This window comes from Kribbella sp. NPDC049584 (assembly GCF_040675555.1).
Classification (GTDB): Bacteria; Actinomycetota; Actinomycetes; order Propionibacteriales; family Kribbellaceae; genus Kribbella.
In genome coordinates this window covers 453,868-472,203 of record NZ_JBFAPF010000005.1, presented here as the reverse complement: position 1 = coordinate 472,203, position 18,336 = coordinate 453,868, and the positions used below count along the sequence as shown (strand labels likewise).

Here is an 18,336-nt window from a genome sequence, read left to right as displayed (position 1 = left end):
TGCCGGTCCACCTGTCGGGGTAGTCGATCTCCCGGGTTCTACTCGAGACCGAGGCCCCGGCGGCCGGTGTGGTTGAGGTCGGCCGCGGTGAAGCGGTTGTGCCACTCGCGTTCGTAGTTCTCGTCGGGGAAGTCGCTGGGGCTGGATCCGGTACGGAAGGCTTCGCGTACGTCAGCGGCGTACCGCTCGTTGCGAGGGCACCACGGGGCGGCCGGGATGTACATGACATTGCCCCAGCCTTTCTGGTTCTGCACCGGCGCGACGCCGTGGATCATGTCGCAGTGCCACCAGACCGAGTCGCCGGCCTTGACATCGGGGATGCCGCTGACAGCGCGCAGCAGCAACGGGTGCCAGGTCTCGCTGGCAGGAAACACCTGGTTCACGGTCACGCCGCACATGTCGTCGTCCGGCACGTCGGCCAGTAGCGGACGCAGCATCAAGTAGGCCATCGCTTCGGGGATGGGCACGGTATGCAGAACACCCTGGTCGTGATCCATGTCCGACAACGCGGTCCAGCCTTGGAACGTGCGGAACGCCGAGCACATCGTGCTGCCGGGGTACTGCGAGCCGTCGGTGCGGTAAGCGGCGTTCCACGGGTCGTACTGCTCGACGGTGCCGTCGAAAAGGTGCCTGAACGCGTTCTGGCTCGACTCGGTCATCCACAGGTCCAGCGTGCCGGGGTCGAGGTGGGTCCCGAGGCCGCCGGAATCGATGCCGGGTGGGCGCCGCCGGATCCGGTCCGGGTACAGGGAGTCGCGGTTCGGGTCGAACCACTGCACGCCGCCGGACTCGTGCATCCACTGCGCGTTCAGGAACGCCTGTACGCGGGCCATACGGTCACTCTGCCGGGCCTGCATCTGCGCCGGTGACCAGTAGATCGGGTAGATCTCCGGCTTGGAACCGACGCTGCCGAAGAAGTCGTCGCCCGGGCCTCGATAGTTCTCGAAGAAGTGATTGCTTTCGACGTACTCGACGATGCCCTGGTCCCACGCGACGGCCTGCTCGCGAGGGAAGTGCCCACGGACCACTAGGCAGCCCCTGCTGCGCAGTAGTGCCAGCGCTTGCGCGGACACGGTGCCGTTCTCGATGTCGGCATAGTCGATGACCGGCCAGACCGTCTCGCCGGCGCGTTTGGCCGCCTCGATCTCCTCGACGCGGGCAGTGATGCGCTGCTCGACGACGGCGAACACTTCCTCGACCGTGCGCCCCGACGCCGCGATCCGTGCGCGCAGGGCGGTCTTGATCCCCCGGATCGCGGCTTTCAGGTCGGCCGGCACCTCCTCCCAGTGCGGCAGCGGCGGCAGCTCCGTGGACGGCTTACTCAGCGGAGTGGTGGTCATGGCACGCACCTTTCTAGGAAGCAGCGCTAACTAAATCCAGGCTAGAGCGCCCTCACCGATTTAGGCAACACTCCTGACTAGACTTCTTCCATGACGCCGGCCAAGCCCTCGCTGGACCTGCTCCGCTCGTTGACCGACGAGCACGTACTCCGCGCGCTGATGACCGAGCGTCGGCTGACCCGAGCGGAGATCGCCGTACGGACCCAACTCTCCAAACCGGCCGTGTCCGACAGCGTGCAGCGATTGACAGAGGCCGGCCTTCTGCAAGACACCGGCGAGCGCACCACCGGTCGTGGCCGCGTCGGTACCTACTACGCGCTGGCCGACGACCTCGGCACCGCCCTTGTTCTGAGCGTGGCCCCCGAGGGCGTCGTCGCCGAGGCCATCGACGTGTACGGCGAGGTCATCCTGCGGGAGACGGCGCCGGTCCGGCGACCGGCGCGACCTCGCGAGGTCGCGCGCGTGATGCGGACCGTCGCAGCCCGGGTCGCCGAAGGTTGCCGAGGGCATCTACGTCTCGCGGTCGTCAGTGCTGCCGATCCGGTCGACAGGTCAACGGGTCGCCTCGTGCACCTGCCAGACGCACCGTTCCTGCTAGGCGAGTTGTCACCGGTCGAGCTGCTCGCTCCGCTGGTCTCCGGGCCGGTCACAGTCGACAACGACGTACATTGGGCCGCCCGCGCCGAGCTCGCCTCCGCCGACGGCGACCACCCGGCCGATTTCGTCTACCTCTATCTCGGCGAGGGACTCGGAGCCGCGGTCGTCGCCGACGGGGAGGTACGCCGTGGTCATGCCGGTATTGCTGGTGAGATCGCGTACGTCGTGACGTGCGGACCGCGAGGACGCGCGACCACCTACACCGACGTGTTCGCCGAACTGGCCCTGCGCCAGCCGAACTCCACAGCTATCGACGATGCTGCACTCGTGCGCAGCATCGAGGCCGGCGGGGCGCGCGGGCGGCGCGTTCTGACCGCGATCGCTGATGCGACCGCCGGAGTGGTGTCGGCCACAGTAGCTCTCGCCGACCCCGCGACCGTCATCCTCGGCGGCACCTGGGGCACGCACCCAACCATCGTCGAGGCCATCTCGCGCCACGTCGCCGCAACCCCGCGTCCGGTGCCCGTGCGAGTCGCACAACTGACACTAGAGCCTGCGGTCGCCGGCGCCAGGCACCAGGCACTCACCGCCCTTCGAGAATCAATTCTCGGCCGCGCGCCCGGCTGATGGGTCGCCGCGCGGGGCTGTTAGTATGTCGTTCAGCATACATAGCATTGGTTTGGGAGCGTCATGCCACGGAGAAGCGATGCCCGGCGGAAGATGATCGAGGCCGCTCGGGGTCTCATCCGTGAGCGCGGCCTGAACGCGACGGCAATCTCCGACGTACTCGAGCGCAGCGGTGCACCGAAAGGATCGGTGTACTTCCACTTCCCCGGCGGCAAGTCCCAGTTGGCCGTCGAGGCGGCCGCGTTACACGCTCACGAACAAGTGCGCATGATCGACGAGCTCGCTGCCGAATCGTCCTCAGCGCCGGATCTGATCAGTCGGTACGTCGACGCAGGCCGCGACGGCATGCTTGCCAGCGGTTATTCGCGCGGGTGCGGCCTTGCGCCCCTTGTTACCGAGGGGGCGCACGACAGCGAGGAGATTGCCGAGACCAGCGCGCGAGGATTCGCGGAAATGGTCGACCGGGTTACGTTTCATTTCGTGGCCTTCGGCATCGACCGTGCCTCCGCGCGCTCCCTCGCCGACGCAATGATCGCCGGCGTCGAAGGCGCCCTGATCACCGCTCGCGCGCTCCACAGCACCAGCCCTTGGGACTCGATCAAGGCATCGCTCCTGGCCTACGCGCGCGCCACCCGCTGATTTTGGTGGCCGACCAGCCGGGACCCGTTTCTCTTCAAAGTATGTATAGTGTCCGACATAGTAAGACGTCCTTAATCGAAGGAACCATGTCATGGCACGTGTACTCATTACCGGTGCGTCGCGAGGCATCGGGCGCGGTATCGCGGTCGAACTGTCCAAGCGTGGACACGAGGTGGTCGCGACAGCTCGAGACCTGTCGTCGCTCGACGAGGTGCCCGCGGCGCAGCGGCTGCAGCTGGACGTGACGGAGCAGGCGTCCGTCGACGCCGCAGTTGCCGCCGCGGGCCAGGTCGACGTACTCATCAGCAACGCCGGCGCGACGGTCCGCGCTCCGCTCGAGACGGTTCCGCTGGACGAGGTGACCCGCCTTTTCGAGCTGAACACTTTCGGAGCCCTCCGCGTCGTACAGGCGGTGCTGCCGCAGATGCGCCGGCGCGGATCCGGCCGGATCGCGTTCATTTCCAGCGTTCAGGGGCGGATCGCGATACCGCTCATCGGCCCGTATTCGGCGTCGAAGTGGGCGCTGGAGGGAATCGCCGAGGGCCTTGCGATGGAGGTGCGTCACTTCGGGATCGAGGTGCAGGTGTTCGAGCCTGGAGCAGTGTCCTCGGGCGGTAGCGATCGCGCGAAGGTGTTTCTCGATGAGAACGACCCGTACTTCCCGATGCTTGAGCAGATCGCTGGGTTCCGGACCGCACCGGTCACCGTCGAGGAGTTCGCAACGGTCGTTGCCGATGCCATCGAAAGTGCCGAGGTGCCGTTCCGCGTTCCGGTCGGCGAGGCCACGATCGCACAACTGCGGGCCCGCAAGGTGGCACCGGACGACCAGCCCTTCGTCGCAGCGCCACTGAATTGGTAACGGCCGAAGATGCCTGACCGTTTGAGTCGCGAGCCCGACAGCGACGTGCCGCCCGCGGAACAACCCGTAGGTGCTTCGGAGTTCGTTCTTGACAACCCCGTTCTGCACTCGCTTGCCGGCACCCACCGTCTGCTGGCAGTGAGCTCGGGACGGGTCGCCGGCTACCCGGTCGACGTGTCGCCGTTCATGGCGATCCCGGTCGACGCCACGGCCGAGGACTGGGCACAACTGAGCAAGCTCGCGGGAGACGACCTCATCACCCTCATCGACGCGCCCACGCCGCCGCTTGGTTGGGTGATGCACCGCGAACTCACGGTCGTGCAGATGACCGGAATGGCCGCGAGCGGCACCGCCAATGACCACGGGTTCACGATCGTGCCGTTGGACGACAGGGACGCTCCAGAGATGCTCGAGTTGGCACAACGCACCAATCCCGGCCCCTTCGCGGAACGCACGAATCGGCTCGGGTCATTCTTCGGGGTCCGAGCAGACGGCGCCCTCATCGCCATGGCAGGAGAACGGCTGCGGCCTCCCGGCTGGACCGAGATCAGCGCCGTGTGCACTGACGAGCGCTATCGGGGCCTCGGTCTCGCCCGCGCCTTGATGGAACGGGTGATCGATGGCATCCGCACGCGAGGCGACCAGCCATTCCTCCATGTCGCTGCGACCAATACCGGCGCCATCCGCCTCTACGAACACATGGGCTTCCAGCCACGCCGAACCTCACGGGTCACCGTCATCGCCCCGGAGGCCTGACATTACCGGTCGCGCCGGTGATCACGAGCAACTCGCGCGCGGACAGTCGTCTCGGCGGTGCGTACTGCGATGAACAGGATGAAGAGTGTGGTGCATCCCAGCACCACCCACGCATAGATCTCCCAGCCAGCAGGCCGTACTGCGGAGAACCAGCGGATGGCGTAGTTGGTCGTGGACGCGAGCGGGAACGTGAAGATCCACCAGCCACCACTGAAGCTGAGGGTGCGGTACTCGCCAATCAGCGCGCCTTGCACCAGGAGCATCAACGCGAGCACTCCGGTCATGAGTTCCTGTGCCTGATCGACACGTCCCGGGTGGGCGATGATCCAGGCGAGGTTGGCGGTCGACGTACCGGCGACGAATGCGGTCATCGCAGGTCGGAGCGCGTCAGGGAGCCGTTCGCCGATGAGCATCCGGACCGCCACGATCGCGGTCATGGCGACCCAGAAGAACAGTCCAGCACCGATCGCAGCGATGGCGAGGGGCCGCAGACCGATGGCGGACAACCCTATGCTCGCGATGAAAGGCCCTGCGACTGCGGGGATGTAGTACCCGGGATGGATCGCATACAGGTCGACGGCACCACTGAGCCAGTGGGCAATCAGCTGGGCGACGACGACCGCCAGCGCCGCGATCGCTACGCCGCAGATCCAGGCGAACACCATGAAGTTGTACGTCGTGTAGTGAGCCGACAGCAGCACCGCGACGAGCGGGATCACCGATGCGAACGGTCCGCTCAGTGGATGCCGCAGATCGTCGCCGAATGCGCCGCGTGTGCGCGTACCGCCGCGAAGGTACACGATGACGAATGTCAGCCAGAGGGCCGAGCTGGAACCGTAGAAGATCTCGGCGGGCCACCTCGGTCCATGGACGGCAACCGCGGCCGCTGACCAGGCACCTCCCAGCCCCGCTATGCCGAGCGGCATGCCGAACAGAGTCAGCGGAAGACGCTGGCTGGTCGCGGTCGCCGTGGCGGTGGCGGTGGCGGTGGTCTCGGGCAGTGGCATTGCCGGTCCTACTCGTTGGGCGAGCTTTGTGTGTAAACGAATCCGTTTACCTGACCGTAGCACTCTTGCTCGAGGAGGTAAACGGTGGCGTACACTTTCGGCATGACCGAGTTCGCGAAGCCGAGGACGAGCCGCGGTGCACGTGAGCGGATTCTGGTCGCCGCCGGCCGCCTGTTCCGTGCGCAGGGAATCGTGGCAACGCAAATGGAGGCGGTGGCGACCGCCGCTCCCGTCTCGAAACGGACGCTGTACAAGCACTTCCGCGACAAGTCAGCTCTGATCGACGCGTATCTGCAGGAACGTGACCGGCAGATGTTCGCAGTTCAGTTGGGTTCGGAGGAGGATCCGCGAGGGCAGATCCTAGGTCTGTTCGCTCCGACGAGCACCGACAGGCCCATCGGCGCCTGCCCGTTCATCGCGGCGTCGACCGAGTTCCCCGAACCGCAAAGCGATCCGCATCGTGCGGCCGTCCGCCACAAGCAGGCCTTCCAGGAACGGCTGCAGCAGCTGGCGGCCGGCGCCGGTGTCGAAGATCCTGAACGAGTCGGTGCCCTGATCTCCTTGCTCTACGACGGGGCCATCAGCCGCTCGCAGGCTTTGAATGATCCGCAACCGCTCGAGGACGCCCGCCGCCACGTTGCTGCCTTGCTCGGTGGGACGGCCGCCTAGATCTCGGGGTGCAGGTCCCGGACCGTGCTGGCCTGCTCGAGCTGGTTGCCGATGTGCAGAACGGTCGACTCGGCGTGCCACGCGGCGGCGACCTGCACACCGATAGGCAGGCCCTCGGAGCTGGTACCGAAGCGCAGCGACAGGGCAGGCAGGCCCGTGATGTTGAACTGAACGGTGTACGACTGGATATGGCCCGCGTCGACCGTCTGACCGTCGATGACAAACTCGGACGCACCGTGCGGGTACGCCGGGATCGGCAGCACGGGCAGCACGACCGCGTCGAACTGGGAGAAGTAGTCGGCGTACCCGTCGCGGATCCGGTCGAACGCCTGCTCGACCTCGACGTAGTCCTCGGCCGGGGTGAGCGGTGTGTCCATCAAGGCCTTCGTGTACTTGTACATCAGGTCCTCGTGCCCGGCCGTTGCGGCGGCGACGGCAGGCTTGAGCTCGTTGACGTGCTGCTTGTAGAACAGCGCGAGCGGGTTGTCGGCGCGCAAAGCGGGGATCGACACCTCCTCGACGTGCATCCCTGCGGCAGCGAGCGCCTCGGCGGCGTTCCGGACGGTCTGGGCGACCTCCGGGTCCACCGGTCCGAGCCCGGAGTCGACGAACCACCCGACCCGCAACTGACGCGAAGGCATCGACCCGACGCCGGCGTCGTACCCGCGCGGCGCAACCGAGACGCCGTCGGCGCCGTCCGGTCCGTTCAGCACCGAGTACGCCAACTCCACGTCGCGGACCGACCGCGCCATCGGACCGACGTGCCAGACCCGGCGAGGCTCGCGCGGCCAGATCCCGGTCATCGGCACCCGGCCGTGCGTAGGCTTCAGCGCCACGATGCCGGTCAGCGCCGCCGGACCGCGCACCGAGATGGTGAGGTCGGTGCCCAGTCCGAGCGGGCTCAACCCGGCCGCGATCGCAGCGGACTCGCCGCCGCTGGACCCGCCCGGGGTGCGTCCGAGGTTCCACGGGTTGTTTGTCGTACCCGTCAACAGGTTGTCGCTCTCGCAGGCGTAGGAGAACTCGGGCAGGTTCGTCTTGGCGAGGAGGATGCCTCCGGCCGCCTTCATCCGGGCGACGCTCGTGGCGTCCTCGTCGGGGACACGCCCCGCGAAAATCGGGGATCCGCGCTGGGTGAGGACGTCGGCGGTGTCGATCGAATCCTTCACGGTGAAAGGCACGCCGTGCAACGGACCGACCTCCTGTCCTGCGGCCAGCGCATCGTCTGCGGCTTGTGCCTCGGCGAGGGCGTTCTGGTTGAGTGACACGATCGCGTTCAGCTTCGGATCGAGATCCCGGATCCGATCGAGGTACGCCTGGACGACCTCGACCGAGGTCACCTTCCCGGTGCGGATGCGCTCGGCGAGGGCCGAAGCGTCTGCGTAGATCAGCTCGGTGTTCATGATTCTCCTTTACGACCGAGTAGACCGGTCGTCTCCGAATAGATATGCGTCACCGGTTGGCAACGCAGAGGGGTTACACCTTGAGCAGCCGCCGGGTGCCGGCCATGGCTCGCTGGAGGGAGTCCGGCGTACGCTGCACCTTCGTCATCACACTCGCGCCAAGCCACGCGTCGTACTGGCTGAGCGCAAGCTCCCGGGGCGTTGTGGTCACCGCATCGCCAGACAGCGAACCGTCCTCGAGAGCGATCGTCAGGAGTTTTTCCAGTCGATCCATGATCTGCGACGTTCCTTCGGCAAGCTGTAGCCGCATCGCTTCCGAGAGGTCGGAGACCTCCGCGGCCAGCTTGACGACAAGGCACTGGCCCTGACATTCGTCCGCGGTCTGGACGTCGTAGAACCACTGCCAGTACGCCATCGTCCGCTCAGCGCCGCTCTTCGAGGTATCGGCGATGATCCGGTCCATCGTGGCCAGGTAGCCCTGGAAGTAGTTCTTCATCAGCGCTTCCCCGAAGGCGTCCTTCGACGAGAAGTGATGGTAGAAGGAGCCCTTGGGAACCGCGGCCTCTTTGAGGATTTCAGTCAGGCCCGTAGCTGCGTAGCCGCTGTGCACCACGACCTGCTGCGCCGCGTCCAGGATGTGCTGACGAGTGTCGGTCTCCCTGATGGCCATAAGCGGACACTAGCACGAGTAGACCGGTCGTCTCAGTGTGATGCTGCTCATGCGCTTGCCTCCCGGCTCGGCTGACACGGGCGGTCTCGACGCCACGGAGGTCAGGGCTGACGACGGGTCAGCGCCCGCGGAGGCGGTCCAGCCAGCTGTTGGCCGGTACTCCGGCTCAGGGTGGCGGGGCACCACTGGTCGGCGGGGACCGTGGACATCGTCAAAATGGAGAAGCTCCTCCTGGCGCTAGCGTGACACTGCCCGCAACGCAGTACGGCGACTAGCCCCGGGCAGGAGGCAGCCGCCGTACTGTGAAGCTGGTGGCCGAAGCCGGCTCCACGATCGAGCGCGGTGACGAGATCGCCCGCATGCACGCCAAGCCGGTCGTGCGGCTCTTCGGCGTCGTCCCCGTCGTACCGAGCCCGGACCGCGGGCAGAAAGTCTGCCGCAGCGACCCGATGTCCACGGAGTCCCCGAAGGCGCCTCCCGGCGTTCCCGGCCATCCCGGCATCTAAGGGCGAGGCCATCGGGGAGTGTCGACGTGTAACCCCGCCGCATATCTACCGGGGGGCGCCTCGGCGTGCACCTGTAACCGCAAATCCTTTGGAGCAAGCGATGGCTGCACATAGCACGATCGACTTGGTACGCGGTGCTGTCGCCGACTCGAGGGGCTGACCGGCAGAGCGGAAGCGCGCGACCACCAGGTACGGAGGCAGTTGATGCTGGACAGACTCGAGGCAGTCGAGCTGGGCGGGGTGACACAGCGGATCCGGGTGCGCTCCGACGACCTCTCCAATCCCACCCTGTTGCTGATGCAGCAGGGTCCAGGGCTGCCGATCATCAACGAGGTACGCACCTACGAGCGTCTTCTCGGACTCGAGAGACACTTCACGGTCGTCTACTGGGACCAACGCGGTACCGGTCTGTCGGCACCGCCGATGCGCAGAAGGCCGAACCGATTCGAGATCAGCGCCGCGCGAATGATCGACGACACGGCAATGCTGCTGAACCTGCTTCACCGCAGGTTCAGCCGGAAGACATTCATCGCCGGGTTCTCCTTCGGCGCGACCTACGCGGTACGCACAGCCGTGAGACACCCCGAGCTGGTGGCCGCAATCGTGGCCACTGGAATGGACATCGACGTTCCGGCAGCCGAGCGGCATATGCACGAGTTCCTGCTGAACGCCGCCCACGAACGCAACCGCCGGTGGGCCATCCGGCAACTGAAGCGTATGGGCCTACCTCCGCTGCTGGATGCGCGTCAGTTCGCCACCAGGGCGAGGTTGCTGGCCGACTTCGGCGGCGTCACAGTCAACCGGAACTTCAACGCTCTGATCCGCACGCTGCTGATCAGTCTGGTCCGCTCAGCCGACTACTCCGCCGCCGACGCTGTCCGCACCATCCGCGGGATCAGCCTGTCGCAGGCCGCGTTGCTGCCGGAGCTTGCCACCACGGATCTTGCTCACTCCGCGCCTCGTCTCGAGGTCCCGATCGTCCTGGCCCAAGGCCGCCGGGACCAGGTCGCTCCCGGCGAACTCACACAGCGGTACTACGACTCGCTGGTCGCACCGAGCAAAAGGCTGGTGTGGTTCGAGAAGTCAGCACACACGCCGCAGTACGACGAGCCAGAGAAATTCCGCGAGCTGCTTCTGCAGGTGAGAAGCGGCGAACTCATCCGGTGACGGACCTCAGCAGTGCGGGATCTCGTCCCGGGTGCACTGTCCCACGAGCCCGGGGAGCGTGGTGCCTTCCACGCTCCGACCGGAGTCGATCCGGTTCGCGAGCGAATCGCTTGTCACTAAGCGGTGTGCGGAGTTCTGGACGTCGATGATGCCCGCAGGGGCCAGCATGATGAGGCCGGTGGCCGCCGAGGCCAGGGCTGCGAGCAGCCTGACCGCCTTCCTGGTCTTCATATCTGCTCCCGATGCAGGTCTGGGGCGGTGAACGGTGGCGGTGCCGTGTAACCACTCATAGCGCGAGCGGTTACACGGCACCGTGAAGGTCGAGCGCGCTGACGTTCCTCGACGCAATTCGCCGTCGGACCGGGTTTACGGCTGGGTGATTGGTGTGACAATGATCTGCGGGTCGAGCACAGCTGGATAGGTCGATTCAGCGATCAGCTTCGCTGGGACCGTCAGCAGGATTCGGCCGTTGTCGTAGTGGGCTGGAACAGCAGAAGCGCGGCCGTTGGCGTCGATCCACGTACCGTTGCCGTAGTCAACGGTTACGCCGGCTCGACGCAGCAACAGCCCCGTGTCCGTCACACCAGCAAACTCAAGGCCCGAGGTGGCGACGGCGATTGTCAGGGCACCCGGCTTGTCCGGGGCGTGGTCCAGCCGCCAGCTCTGCTCGGCCGTGTCCGCGCCCTTCTCGACTGATTCGGTGAGTTCGCCCCGTGCCGTCCTGACGATCGGTCCGCTCGCCGTACTACTGCGGACCGCTGTGTCCAGAACGCTGTTACCACTCCACGCCCCGACGGTCTCCAGGGCGACCGCAGAACCTCCTGCGCTGATCTGGATACGCCCGCCGATCACGTCGATCTGCGTGTGACTGTCACGGGCCGAGTGGCCGGTTGCGACGTTGGTCGCAGGAGCGGCCTCCGCGGTGCTACCGATTACGCCGACAGCGGCAACCGCGATCGCCAAGATGATGCTGTTTCGCCCACTGTGCTTGCGGATTCTCGACATGTTCTACCTTTCATAAATTGCTGTCTCGCTCCGATGAATGCCCTCTGTTGATGTCGTAGGCAACGAATACGTGGTGCCGGCCGGAAGGACCCGGCCGGCACCACGGCGTAGAGAGCGGTCAGTCCGTGGGGATCGGCACGAGAGTGATGCCGATCGAGGCTGCCGCCAGCGCCGCGATCGATCTGGCGGTTCTAGTTCTGGTCGATTCTGCTCCAGATGCTCGAAGATCCTTTGCGGGACTCACATCCGGCGTACGACGGTCCTCGAACCGCCCGCACCGGCACCCGTTCATAGGCCAGCGGGTTACATCACGACGGGTCTTTGCCGACTGTGTAACCGGGTGGCCTATCAGGAGGTGGACTTGATTCGAGCAAGAGGTCATTTCCTGGAAGGTGGAAGATGTCGGGAATGCGCAAGCGCATCGGGCGAGGCAGCATTGCTGCCGCCGTCATCGTCGCCGGTGTCAGCGCCCTCGCGAGCACCGCCGGCGCGGTTCCGGTCGACAGCGTCATCGCGCGCTACTCCCCCGACGGCCATACGCAGATCGATGTCAGCAGCGGCCGGATCAAGATCACGGCCGGAGGCTCCGCGGTTTACCTGCAGACGGTCGGGGCGTGGGCTGGAGACAATGGCACGACAGTGCGAGGTCAGATCACCGAGAAAGTCCAGACAAGTGGCGGCAGCGCCGAGCAGAGTTGGACACTGGACCACGCCCCGGCCGCGTCCGGCGACCTGAGCATCGCCGTCGCCGCGACCGGCCTCGACTTCGCCGGTACGACGGACACGGGCCTGCTGTTGCGCCGTACCGGCGACATGAACGTCAGCTACAGCAACGGCACCTGGATCGACGCCGACGGCCACGCAACCGCCGTGCCGGCCCACTACGTCAACGGCCGGATCCTGCTGACAGTCCCGGCGAAACTCATCACGGAATCGTCCGACCCCGCCGTACTCGACCCGCAAATCATCGTCACCCCGATCACCTGATCAAGTCACGCGAACAGCTCACGCAGATTGGTGAATTCATGTCGAAGAACAAACTCGGTCGCATCCTCCGACTTGGAGCGGTGACGTTGACCGTTGCAGCATCGCTGGGACTCAGCGGCCTGGCGCAAGTGCAGGCGGACGGCTCCAGAACCCCGAGCCACGGCTTCACGCACGTACTCGCCGACCCCACGAACGGAAAACTCAACGTGGGTTCTTGAGCCTGGCGGGTCAGCGGCCGGCGGTGGTTTGGGCTCGACCCAGGTCGGACCCCCGCCACCGTCTGACCGCGGCAGATGTCGGGGTCTCGGTCGCGGGTGATCGCCGGCCGTCCGCGACTGGTCACGTCGTTTTCGACTAGCACTCGCTGCGCCCTCCACGCGAGCCCCATCCTCACCGCGGCTCACAGGGTCAACGACCTTCGCCGAGTACGGTGCGCGTACCGCGGCCGAGACCGCGTAGCCATCGACACCACCCAACGAGCTGCTCGCGCGTGAATGTGGCAGCCCATGCAGCTGACCTCGCCCTCCCAGTCACCGGTGACACCTCAGCGCGCCGGTTGGCGGATCTCGTCCTCGACGCATTCCGTGAGCAGATGGGGCGGATCCAGCCCGCTACGACGAGGCAGCTGGAGGTGCGAGATCGTCCGTGCCAGCGCGTCAGCTAGCACCACCCAGCGAACCTGGCGGCCCTTAGCGCTCGGGGACGCGGATGCCTTCGAGTTGTAGCGTCACGTGCCGGCGCCAGTCGGCGGTGCCCGACATGTTTGCCATCGCGCCGCGGGTGATGAGGACGAAGTCGTCCGGGCGGAAGTCGGCGCGGAGCAGGCCGGCGTCGACGGCGCGCTGCACGATTCGCTCGACGATCGCCGCGAATGCGGTCTTCTGGGCGACGATGTCGTCCCAGGCCGCCTCTTCCGGACCCAGGATCGCCAGCCGGAAGGCCACATCCGGTTCCGCCGATTCCAGGTAGCCCAGGAGGAGAGATTCGAAGGCGGCCCAGGGGTCGGCGAGCTCCTCGGCGGCGCGGGCCAGACTGGTCATCGCTTCGAACCGGCGGCCGATGATCGCCGCTCGCAGCGCCCGCTTGTCGGCGAAGTGCCGATACAACGTCCCGACGCCGAGCCCGGCCCGCGTCGCGATCTCTTCCATCTGGACGTTGTCGCCTCGACGGGCGAACAGCTCGCTGGCCGCGTCGATCACCGACTCCCGGTTGCGTCGGGCATCCGCGCGCAGTGATCGTTCGGGAGCAGACATGGTCATCTCACTGTAGTTGACGAAGCGGCAGGCCCCCGGAGGTATATTCGGAACCGGAATTCCGATTCATATTACGGAGGTTTCATGATCGTCGTCACCACACCGACCGGGCGGATCGGCAGCCAACTCGTCACCCGGTTGCTCCAGCTGGGCAGCGATGTCCGTGTCATCGTCCGCGACGCATCGCACCTCGACGAGACGGTGCGCGAGAAGGTCGAGGTCGTCGAGGGGTCGCATGCGGATGCTGCTGTGCTGGACAAGGCCCTGCCCGACGCCGACGCGCTGTTCTGGCTCGTGCCCCCGAACCCGGGAGCGCCGAGCGCAGAGCAGCACTACCTCACCTTCGCCAGGACCGCGGCCGCCGCGATCCGCCGCCACGACGTCCGCCACGTCGTCGCCGTCAGCAGCGCGGGACACGGATGGTCTGACCCCGCCGGCGTCCTGTCCGCGGCGTTCGCGATGGACGCCGAACTGGCGGCATCGGGCGCTGCCTACCGGGCGCTGTCGCTGCCCTTCTACATGGAGAACCTCTTGGGCCAGCTCGACGCGATCCGCGAGCGCGGCACGTTCTCACTGACCTGTACTGCGGACCAACCGCTCGCCATGATCGCCACACGTGACATCGCCGTACACGCTGCCGACCTGCTCACCAACCTGTCCTGGGCCGGGCAGGAGAACCTGCCGCTCTTCGGACCCGATCGCCTCACGCCGGACGGCGCAGCCCGGGTGATGAGCGAGGAGCTCGGACGGCCGGTCGTCTACCAGCGCATTGCCATGGACGACTTCGCGGCCTTTCTCCGTACACGCGGGGCGCACGACCAGGCGATCACAGACACTCTGGAGATGTTCGCCGCCCAGGACCACGGCATCTACGACGCAGACTGGACCACGGCGACCATCGGCTCCACCAACTTCCGGACCTGGTGCCGCGAGGTGCTCCGACCAGCGGCGGAACGAGCCACCGAGCGCGAGGCCCAAACCGCCTAGAGTGCAGCGCGTTCTCACTGAAGCCGACGAAGTGGGCCGAGGTTGGGGTCGTCCGGATCCCGGCAGATGGACGGCGATCACCCGGAATCCGGACGCGAACTCAAGGAGCAAGCGATCGAGATGCTGCCGCCCCAGCCCGGCATGAGCACCACGGTCCCACCAGCAGACCCAGTCAGCTCGACAGCAGGTCGGCCACCTCCGGGAGGATCTGATCGACCGGCCCGCTCAGGCCGCATTCCATTGCCAGCCAGCCGTCGTACCCGATCGCTCGCAGGGCTTCCAGGGTCTCTGGCCAGTCGTAGTGACCGGCACCAGGCTCCAGCCGGTTGCTGTCCCCCAGCTGGACGTGGCCGATCATCGGGCCGGCCTTCCTGATCGACTCGCCGATCCGGGCTTCCTCGATCGACATGTGGAACGTGTCCGCGGTGATCATCACCCCAGGTGATCCGACCTCCTCGACCACGGAAGCCGCGTCGGCCAACTGGTTGATCACGAAGTCCTCGAACCGGTTCAACGGCTCCAGATAGACCTTCGTACCCACGGACTCGGCGTGCTCGCCCAGCTCCCGCAGAGCCTCGACCAATGCCGCGCGGGAGTCCTCGACCGACCGGGGTGGAGTGAACGGCGGCAACCGTCGGGAAAAGAGCCCGAAGGCGTGCGGCGAGACGATGCCGGTGCCGCCCGCCGCGGCGATCGTGCTCAAGTGGATCTTCAGCTGTTCGATGGCATCGCGGCGCCGGCCGGCATCGAAATCACCGATGAAATGGTCCATGTGTACGACGGCGGTCGGCATCAGCACGCCGGCGTCGCGGGCCCGTCGCAGTTCGTGGATCCGAGCACCGAAGATGCCGTCGCCGCGGGCGGACAGTTCGATACCGTCGAAGCCGACCTTTCTGACGAAGGTGAACTTCTCCTCCAACGTCTCGCCGGGCAGGGTCATCTCGGCAGCTGCGAGCCGGAAGCTCATGCGGTTACCTCCTCGTCGAAGCTGAGCACGACCTGCAAGGCCTCTTCCGGACGCTCATCCAGCATCCGGAACGCCTCCGCGGCTTCAGCGATCGGCACTGTGTGGGTGATCAGATCGGTCACGTGCAGCCGCTTCTCCGAGGCGAGCTGGATCGCGGTCCTCGCCAGTCGGTCGTAGTTCCATCGATGCTGCACCGCCGGGGCGACACCCGAGATCTGCGAGCAGACCAGCGCCACGCGGTTGTGATGGAACTCCTCCCCCAGCCGCAAGCCGATCCCGTCGCCCTGCATGAAGCCCGCGACGCAGACCCTCGAGCTGTAAGCGACCGCCCGTACCGCCTCGTGCAAAGCGTGATAGTTGCCCGACACCTCCAAGCACACATCGGCGCCGCGGCCGTCGGTGAGGTCGCGGATCCGCTCGGCAACACCGCCCTCGGCAGGATCGATCACGTGATCGGCACCGAGGTCCGAGGCCAACTGCCGCCGGGCCGGAAGGTTGTCGACGGCAATCACCCGGCCGCCGTTCAGCCGGGCCAACTGAGCCGCCAGCTGCCCTGGTACGCCGAGGCCGAAGACGGCCACCGTCTCGCCGATATGAATGTCGGCGTCCAGCACCAGATTCAGCGCGATCGCGCCGATCTGGCTGAAGATGCCGACCCGCGGATCGACGGTGGCGTCCAGGATCCGCCGCGCGGCCCAGTCAGCCTTCTTCACCGTGTGGCTGCGATGTCCCCACGTTCCCCAGACGACGTCGCCGACGTTGACGCCCGCGGCGCCGGCACCGAGCGAGACGACCTCACCGACCTCCTCGTATCCCCACCCGTCCACGGGGTAGCTGATCGAGGTGTCGCCGTCGACGAAGAGCCGGGACGAGTCGTCCCATCGCTTGTTCAGATAGGGATTGCTGCCGCGGTACGCCGTGAGCTCGGTGCCCGCCGAGATCCCGGAGTACAGCGTGCGGATCAGGACCTCGTCCGGTTGGACCGCGGGCTCGGCGTCGGGCACGACCTCCGCGACACGAGGCGAGCTGAATCTGACCAGGGATGGCATTGCTCTCCTTTGAGTTCGGCAACGATGACGGCGCGATCAGCCTTTGACGGCGCCGGACAGGAAGCCCTGCGTGACCTGACGTTGCAGGATGACGAAGATCGCGATCACCGGAACGATGGTGATCAAGGTGCCGGCGGCCAGCGGCCCGATGTCCATCGAGCGACCGCCGGTGAAGTTGTAGAGCCCGGCCGTGAGGGGCCGGTATTTCCCACTAGGCAGGTAGAGCAACGGCACCAGGAAGTTGTTCCAATTGCTCAGGAAGGTGAAGACGGCCAGCGCCGCGGCACCTGAGCTCACCAGCGGCATCATCACCTGAGCGAAGATCCGGCTCTCGGAGGCGCCGTCGATCCGGGCCGCCTGCTCCAGTTCTTCGGGCAGATCGGAGAAGAACGCCCGCATGAAGAACGTCCCGAACGACAGGTTGGTCGAGACCAGCACCAGGTTGGCACCGACCAGGCTGTCCAGCAGCCCCATCGACCGGAGCTGGAAGTACAACGGGATCATGTACGTGAAGAACGGCACCAGCAGACCGAGTACGACGAGGTAGAACAGGATCGTCCGTCCCGGGAACGGCAACCGCGCGAAGGCGTAACCGGCCATCGTCGAGATCACGATCACCACGACCGTACTGGGCACCGTCAGCAGCACGCTGTCCCACAAATAGCTGCTGAATCTCCCGACGGTCCAGGCCGACCGCAGGTTCTCGAAGGAGAACGAGGAGAACAATCCGAACGGGTCGCTCCGGACATCCTGGGGTGTCTTGAGCGCCGTGGAGATGATCAGCACCACCGGGAACAGTGTCAGCGCCGCCATCGCCACGAGTACGACGTGGCGCACGGCGAGGCCGGTGGTCCGCCGGAAGACATGCCGGCGGAGCTCCGACTGCTCCGCGGACTCCGTACGACGGGACACGGCGACAGGCATCTCGACCATCAGGCCCCCAGCCCCTGCAGCGAAAGCCGACGCTGAAGCCGGTTCAGCATGATCGTGAACGGCACGGCCAGGACCGTGATCAGCAGGGCCAGCACCGTGCCATAACTGATCCGGTTGAGCTGGAACGCGCTCGAGTACGCGTAGGTCCCGAGCACCTCCGTCGCGTCCGCCGGCCCGCCGCCGGTCATGATGAAGATGATGTCGAACACGCTGAAGCCGCCGACCAGAGTGAGCGTGAGCACCATCAGGAAGACCGGCATGATCTGTGGCAGCAGGATGTGCCACAACCGCTGGGCGGCGTTCGCCCCGTCGATCCGCGCGGCATCGACCAGTTCCACGTCGACGTTGCGCAGTGCGGAGAGGATGATCATGGTGACGAAACCACAGGTCGCCCAGATGGCAGTCGCGAGTACGGCGTAGATCGCGGTCTTCGGATCCCCGAGCCAGCCGCGGGTCAGGCTGCCGAGACCGACGGCCCCGAGCGCACGGTTGATCCAGCCGTTGACGGGATCGTAGATCCAGCCCCAGACGATGCCGATGGCAACACCGGGCAGCATGAACGGCAGGAAGAACAGCAGCCGGTAGACCGCCGCGCCGCTCCGGCCGGACCAGATCACGACGGCGACCAGCAGCCCGATGATCATCGGGCTGGCGGTGCCGATCGCGATCCAGATCGCGTTGTTGCCCAGCGCGTGCCACGTTGCGGCATCGGTGAACATCTCGGTGAAGTTGCTCAGCCCGACGAACGGCGGGGTCGGGTCGAGACCGTCGAAGTCGACCACCGCGTAGTACAGCGCGTTGAGCATCGGGAACACGAAGAACACCGCGGTCACGACCGCGACCGGCAGCGCCAGCAGGATGCCGAGGCGCGCCTGGGCCCGGCGGGTCACCGGAGGAACGTTGCTGACGGCCCGC

The 18,336-nt window shown here is 66.3% G+C and carries 21 protein-coding genes; 9 read left to right on the top strand and 12 right to left on the bottom strand.

The window, feature by feature from the left end:
* Positions 1–38: 38 nt before the first annotated feature.
* Positions 39–1,340, bottom strand: coding sequence for a DUF1479 domain-containing protein (locus tag AB0J62_RS21260; protein WP_363873445.1), 1,302 nt, complete (start codon positions 1,338–1,340; stop codon positions 39–41).
* Between the two features lie 90 nt (positions 1,341–1,430).
* Here AB0J62_RS21260 and AB0J62_RS21255 point away from each other — a divergent pair, with 90 nt between their 5' ends.
* The 4 genes from AB0J62_RS21255 to AB0J62_RS21240 all read left to right on the top strand — a co-directional run bounded on the left by AB0J62_RS21255 (position 1,431) and on the right by AB0J62_RS21240 (position 4,818).
* Positions 1,431–2,564, top strand: coding sequence for an ROK family transcriptional regulator (locus AB0J62_RS21255; protein WP_363873442.1), 1,134 nt, complete (start codon positions 1,431–1,433; stop codon positions 2,562–2,564).
* A 93-nt stretch (positions 2,565–2,657) separates the two neighbouring features.
* The gene (locus tag AB0J62_RS21250) at positions 2,658–3,203 is read left to right on the top strand and encodes a helix-turn-helix domain-containing protein (RefSeq protein WP_363873439.1); all 546 of its coding nucleotides are present in this window, start codon (positions 2,658–2,660) and stop codon (positions 3,201–3,203) included.
* 91 nt (positions 3,204–3,294) lie between these two features.
* Positions 3,295–4,062 carry an SDR family NAD(P)-dependent oxidoreductase gene (locus tag AB0J62_RS21245; protein ID WP_363873436.1) on the top strand — a complete coding sequence of 256 codons (768 nt, stop codon included), beginning with the start codon at positions 3,295–3,297 and terminating at the stop codon, positions 4,060–4,062.
* 9 nt (positions 4,063–4,071) lie between these two features.
* Positions 4,072–4,818: a GNAT family N-acetyltransferase gene (locus tag AB0J62_RS21240; protein ID WP_363873433.1), complete on the top strand. Its 747-nt coding sequence runs from the start codon at positions 4,072–4,074 to the stop codon at positions 4,816–4,818.
* A gap of 2 nt (positions 4,819–4,820) precedes the next feature.
* Here AB0J62_RS21240 and AB0J62_RS21235 read toward each other — a convergent pair whose 3' ends face one another.
* A complete protein-coding gene (locus AB0J62_RS21235) occupies positions 4,821–5,825 on the bottom strand; it encodes a hypothetical protein (protein ID WP_363873430.1) in 1,005 nt (334 codons plus the stop codon).
* Positions 5,826–5,927: 102 nt separating this feature from the next.
* Here AB0J62_RS21235 and AB0J62_RS21230 point away from each other — a divergent pair, with 102 nt between their 5' ends.
* Positions 5,928–6,494, top strand: a complete 567-nt coding sequence (locus AB0J62_RS21230; protein ID WP_363873427.1) for a TetR/AcrR family transcriptional regulator — start codon at positions 5,928–5,930, stop codon at positions 6,492–6,494.
* On the opposite strand, the gene AB0J62_RS21225 is transcribed toward AB0J62_RS21230, so the two are convergent.
* Together AB0J62_RS21225 and AB0J62_RS21220 are read right to left on the bottom strand one after the other, a co-directional pair.
* Positions 6,491–7,897 carry an amidase gene (locus tag AB0J62_RS21225; RefSeq protein ID WP_363873425.1) on the bottom strand — a complete coding sequence of 469 codons (1,407 nt, stop codon included), beginning with the start codon at positions 7,895–7,897 and terminating at the stop codon, positions 6,491–6,493. The genes AB0J62_RS21230 and AB0J62_RS21225 overlap by 4 nt on opposite strands.
* Positions 7,898–7,970: 73 nt before the next feature.
* The gene (locus tag AB0J62_RS21220; protein WP_363873422.1) at positions 7,971–8,567 is read right to left on the bottom strand and encodes a TetR/AcrR family transcriptional regulator; all 597 of its coding nucleotides are present in this window, start codon (positions 8,565–8,567) and stop codon (positions 7,971–7,973) included.
* A gap of 311 nt (positions 8,568–8,878) precedes the next feature.
* Here AB0J62_RS21220 and AB0J62_RS21215 point away from each other — a divergent pair, with 311 nt between their 5' ends.
* Positions 8,879–9,073, top strand: coding sequence for a hypothetical protein (locus tag AB0J62_RS21215; protein WP_363873419.1), 195 nt, complete (start codon positions 8,879–8,881; stop codon positions 9,071–9,073).
* A 204-nt stretch (positions 9,074–9,277) separates the two neighbouring features.
* Positions 9,278–10,240, top strand: coding sequence for an alpha/beta hydrolase (locus tag AB0J62_RS21210; protein ID WP_363873416.1), 963 nt, complete (start codon positions 9,278–9,280; stop codon positions 10,238–10,240).
* Positions 10,241–10,246: 6 nt separating this feature from the next.
* Here AB0J62_RS21210 and AB0J62_RS21205 read toward each other — a convergent pair whose 3' ends face one another.
* Complete coding sequence (locus AB0J62_RS21205) at positions 10,247–10,471, bottom strand: hypothetical protein (RefSeq protein ID WP_363873413.1); 225 nt, start codon at positions 10,469–10,471, stop codon at positions 10,247–10,249.
* 135 nt (positions 10,472–10,606) lie between these two features.
* On the bottom strand, positions 10,607–11,245 hold the full coding sequence (locus tag AB0J62_RS21200; protein WP_363873410.1) for a hypothetical protein: 639 nt from the start codon (positions 11,243–11,245) through the stop codon (positions 10,607–10,609).
* Positions 11,246–11,653: 408 nt separating this feature from the next.
* Between AB0J62_RS21200 and AB0J62_RS21195 the strand changes: the two genes are divergently transcribed.
* Complete coding sequence (locus tag AB0J62_RS21195; protein ID WP_363873407.1) at positions 11,654–12,232, top strand: hypothetical protein; 579 nt, start codon at positions 11,654–11,656, stop codon at positions 12,230–12,232.
* Positions 12,233–12,776: 544 nt separating this feature from the next.
* Here AB0J62_RS21195 and AB0J62_RS21190 read toward each other — a convergent pair.
* Together AB0J62_RS21190 and AB0J62_RS21185 are read right to left on the bottom strand one after the other, a co-directional pair.
* A complete protein-coding gene (locus AB0J62_RS21190) occupies positions 12,777–12,902 on the bottom strand; it encodes a hypothetical protein (protein WP_363873404.1) in 126 nt (41 codons plus the stop codon).
* 19 nt (positions 12,903–12,921) lie between these two features.
* Entirely contained in the window at positions 12,922–13,485 is a 564-nt protein-coding gene (locus AB0J62_RS21185; protein ID WP_363873401.1) for a helix-turn-helix domain-containing protein, read from the bottom strand.
* An 84-nt stretch (positions 13,486–13,569) separates the two neighbouring features.
* On the opposite strand from AB0J62_RS21185, the gene AB0J62_RS21180 reads away from it, so the two are divergent.
* On the top strand, positions 13,570–14,472 hold the full coding sequence (locus AB0J62_RS21180; protein WP_363873398.1) for an NAD(P)H-binding protein: 903 nt from the start codon (positions 13,570–13,572) through the stop codon (positions 14,470–14,472).
* A 172-nt stretch (positions 14,473–14,644) separates the two neighbouring features.
* Here AB0J62_RS21180 and AB0J62_RS21175 read toward each other — a convergent pair whose 3' ends face one another.
* Genes AB0J62_RS21175 through AB0J62_RS21160 form a run of 4 tightly spaced genes read right to left on the bottom strand, consistent with a single transcriptional unit; the run spans position 14,645 to position 18,311 of the window.
* Positions 14,645–15,439: a sugar phosphate isomerase/epimerase family protein gene (locus tag AB0J62_RS21175; RefSeq protein ID WP_363873395.1), complete on the bottom strand. Its 795-nt coding sequence runs from the start codon at positions 15,437–15,439 to the stop codon at positions 14,645–14,647.
* A complete protein-coding gene (locus tag AB0J62_RS21170; protein WP_363873392.1) occupies positions 15,436–16,488 on the bottom strand; it encodes a zinc-binding dehydrogenase in 1,053 nt (350 codons plus the stop codon). The genes AB0J62_RS21175 and AB0J62_RS21170 overlap by 4 nt, the downstream gene beginning before the upstream one ends.
* A 36-nt stretch (positions 16,489–16,524) precedes the next feature.
* Positions 16,525–17,421 carry a carbohydrate ABC transporter permease gene (locus AB0J62_RS21165; RefSeq protein ID WP_363873389.1) on the bottom strand — a complete coding sequence of 299 codons (897 nt, stop codon included), beginning with the start codon at positions 17,419–17,421 and terminating at the stop codon, positions 16,525–16,527.
* A complete protein-coding gene (locus AB0J62_RS21160; RefSeq protein ID WP_363873386.1) occupies positions 17,421–18,311 on the bottom strand; it encodes a sugar ABC transporter permease in 891 nt (296 codons plus the stop codon). The genes AB0J62_RS21165 and AB0J62_RS21160 overlap by 1 nt, the downstream gene beginning before the upstream one ends.
* Positions 18,312–18,336: the final 25 nt, after the last annotated feature.

Bases quoted from the DNA above. Each gene is read 5' to 3' on its own strand.
- AB0J62_RS21260 (WP_363873445.1), bottom strand. From the start codon at position 1,340: ATGACCACCACTCCGCTGAGTAAGCCGTCCACGGAGCTGCCGCCGCTG.
- AB0J62_RS21255 (WP_363873442.1), top strand. From the start codon at position 1,431: ATGACGCCGGCCAAGCCCTCGCTGGACCTGCTCCGCTCGTTGACCGAC.
- AB0J62_RS21250 (WP_363873439.1), top strand. From the start codon at position 2,658: ATGATCGAGGCCGCTCGGGGTCTCATCCGTGAGCGCGGCCTGAACGCG.
- AB0J62_RS21245 (WP_363873436.1), top strand. From the start codon at position 3,295: ATGGCACGTGTACTCATTACCGGTGCGTCGCGAGGCATCGGGCGCGGT.
- AB0J62_RS21240 (WP_363873433.1), top strand. From the start codon at position 4,072: ATGCCTGACCGTTTGAGTCGCGAGCCCGACAGCGACGTGCCGCCCGCG.
- AB0J62_RS21235 (WP_363873430.1), bottom strand. From the start codon at position 5,825: ATGCCACTGCCCGAGACCACCGCCACCGCCACCGCCACGGCGACCGCG.
- AB0J62_RS21230 (WP_363873427.1), top strand. From the start codon at position 5,928: ATGACCGAGTTCGCGAAGCCGAGGACGAGCCGCGGTGCACGTGAGCGG.
- AB0J62_RS21225 (WP_363873425.1), bottom strand. From the start codon at position 7,897: ATGAACACCGAGCTGATCTACGCAGACGCTTCGGCCCTCGCCGAGCGC.
- AB0J62_RS21220 (WP_363873422.1), bottom strand. From the start codon at position 8,567: ATGGCCATCAGGGAGACCGACACTCGTCAGCACATCCTGGACGCGGCG.
- AB0J62_RS21210 (WP_363873416.1), top strand. From the start codon at position 9,278: ATGCTGGACAGACTCGAGGCAGTCGAGCTGGGCGGGGTGACACAGCGG.
- AB0J62_RS21205 (WP_363873413.1), bottom strand. From the start codon at position 10,471: ATGAAGACCAGGAAGGCGGTCAGGCTGCTCGCAGCCCTGGCCTCGGCG.
- AB0J62_RS21200 (WP_363873410.1), bottom strand. From the start codon at position 11,245: ATGTCGAGAATCCGCAAGCACAGTGGGCGAAACAGCATCATCTTGGCG.
- AB0J62_RS21195 (WP_363873407.1), top strand. From the start codon at position 11,654: ATGCGCAAGCGCATCGGGCGAGGCAGCATTGCTGCCGCCGTCATCGTC.
- AB0J62_RS21185 (WP_363873401.1), bottom strand. From the start codon at position 13,485: ATGTCTGCTCCCGAACGATCACTGCGCGCGGATGCCCGACGCAACCGG.
- AB0J62_RS21180 (WP_363873398.1), top strand. From the start codon at position 13,570: ATGATCGTCGTCACCACACCGACCGGGCGGATCGGCAGCCAACTCGTC.
- AB0J62_RS21175 (WP_363873395.1), bottom strand. From the start codon at position 15,439: ATGAGCTTCCGGCTCGCAGCTGCCGAGATGACCCTGCCCGGCGAGACG.
- AB0J62_RS21170 (WP_363873392.1), bottom strand. From the start codon at position 16,488: ATGCCATCCCTGGTCAGATTCAGCTCGCCTCGTGTCGCGGAGGTCGTG.
- AB0J62_RS21165 (WP_363873389.1), bottom strand. From the start codon at position 17,421: ATGGTCGAGATGCCTGTCGCCGTGTCCCGTCGTACGGAGTCCGCGGAG.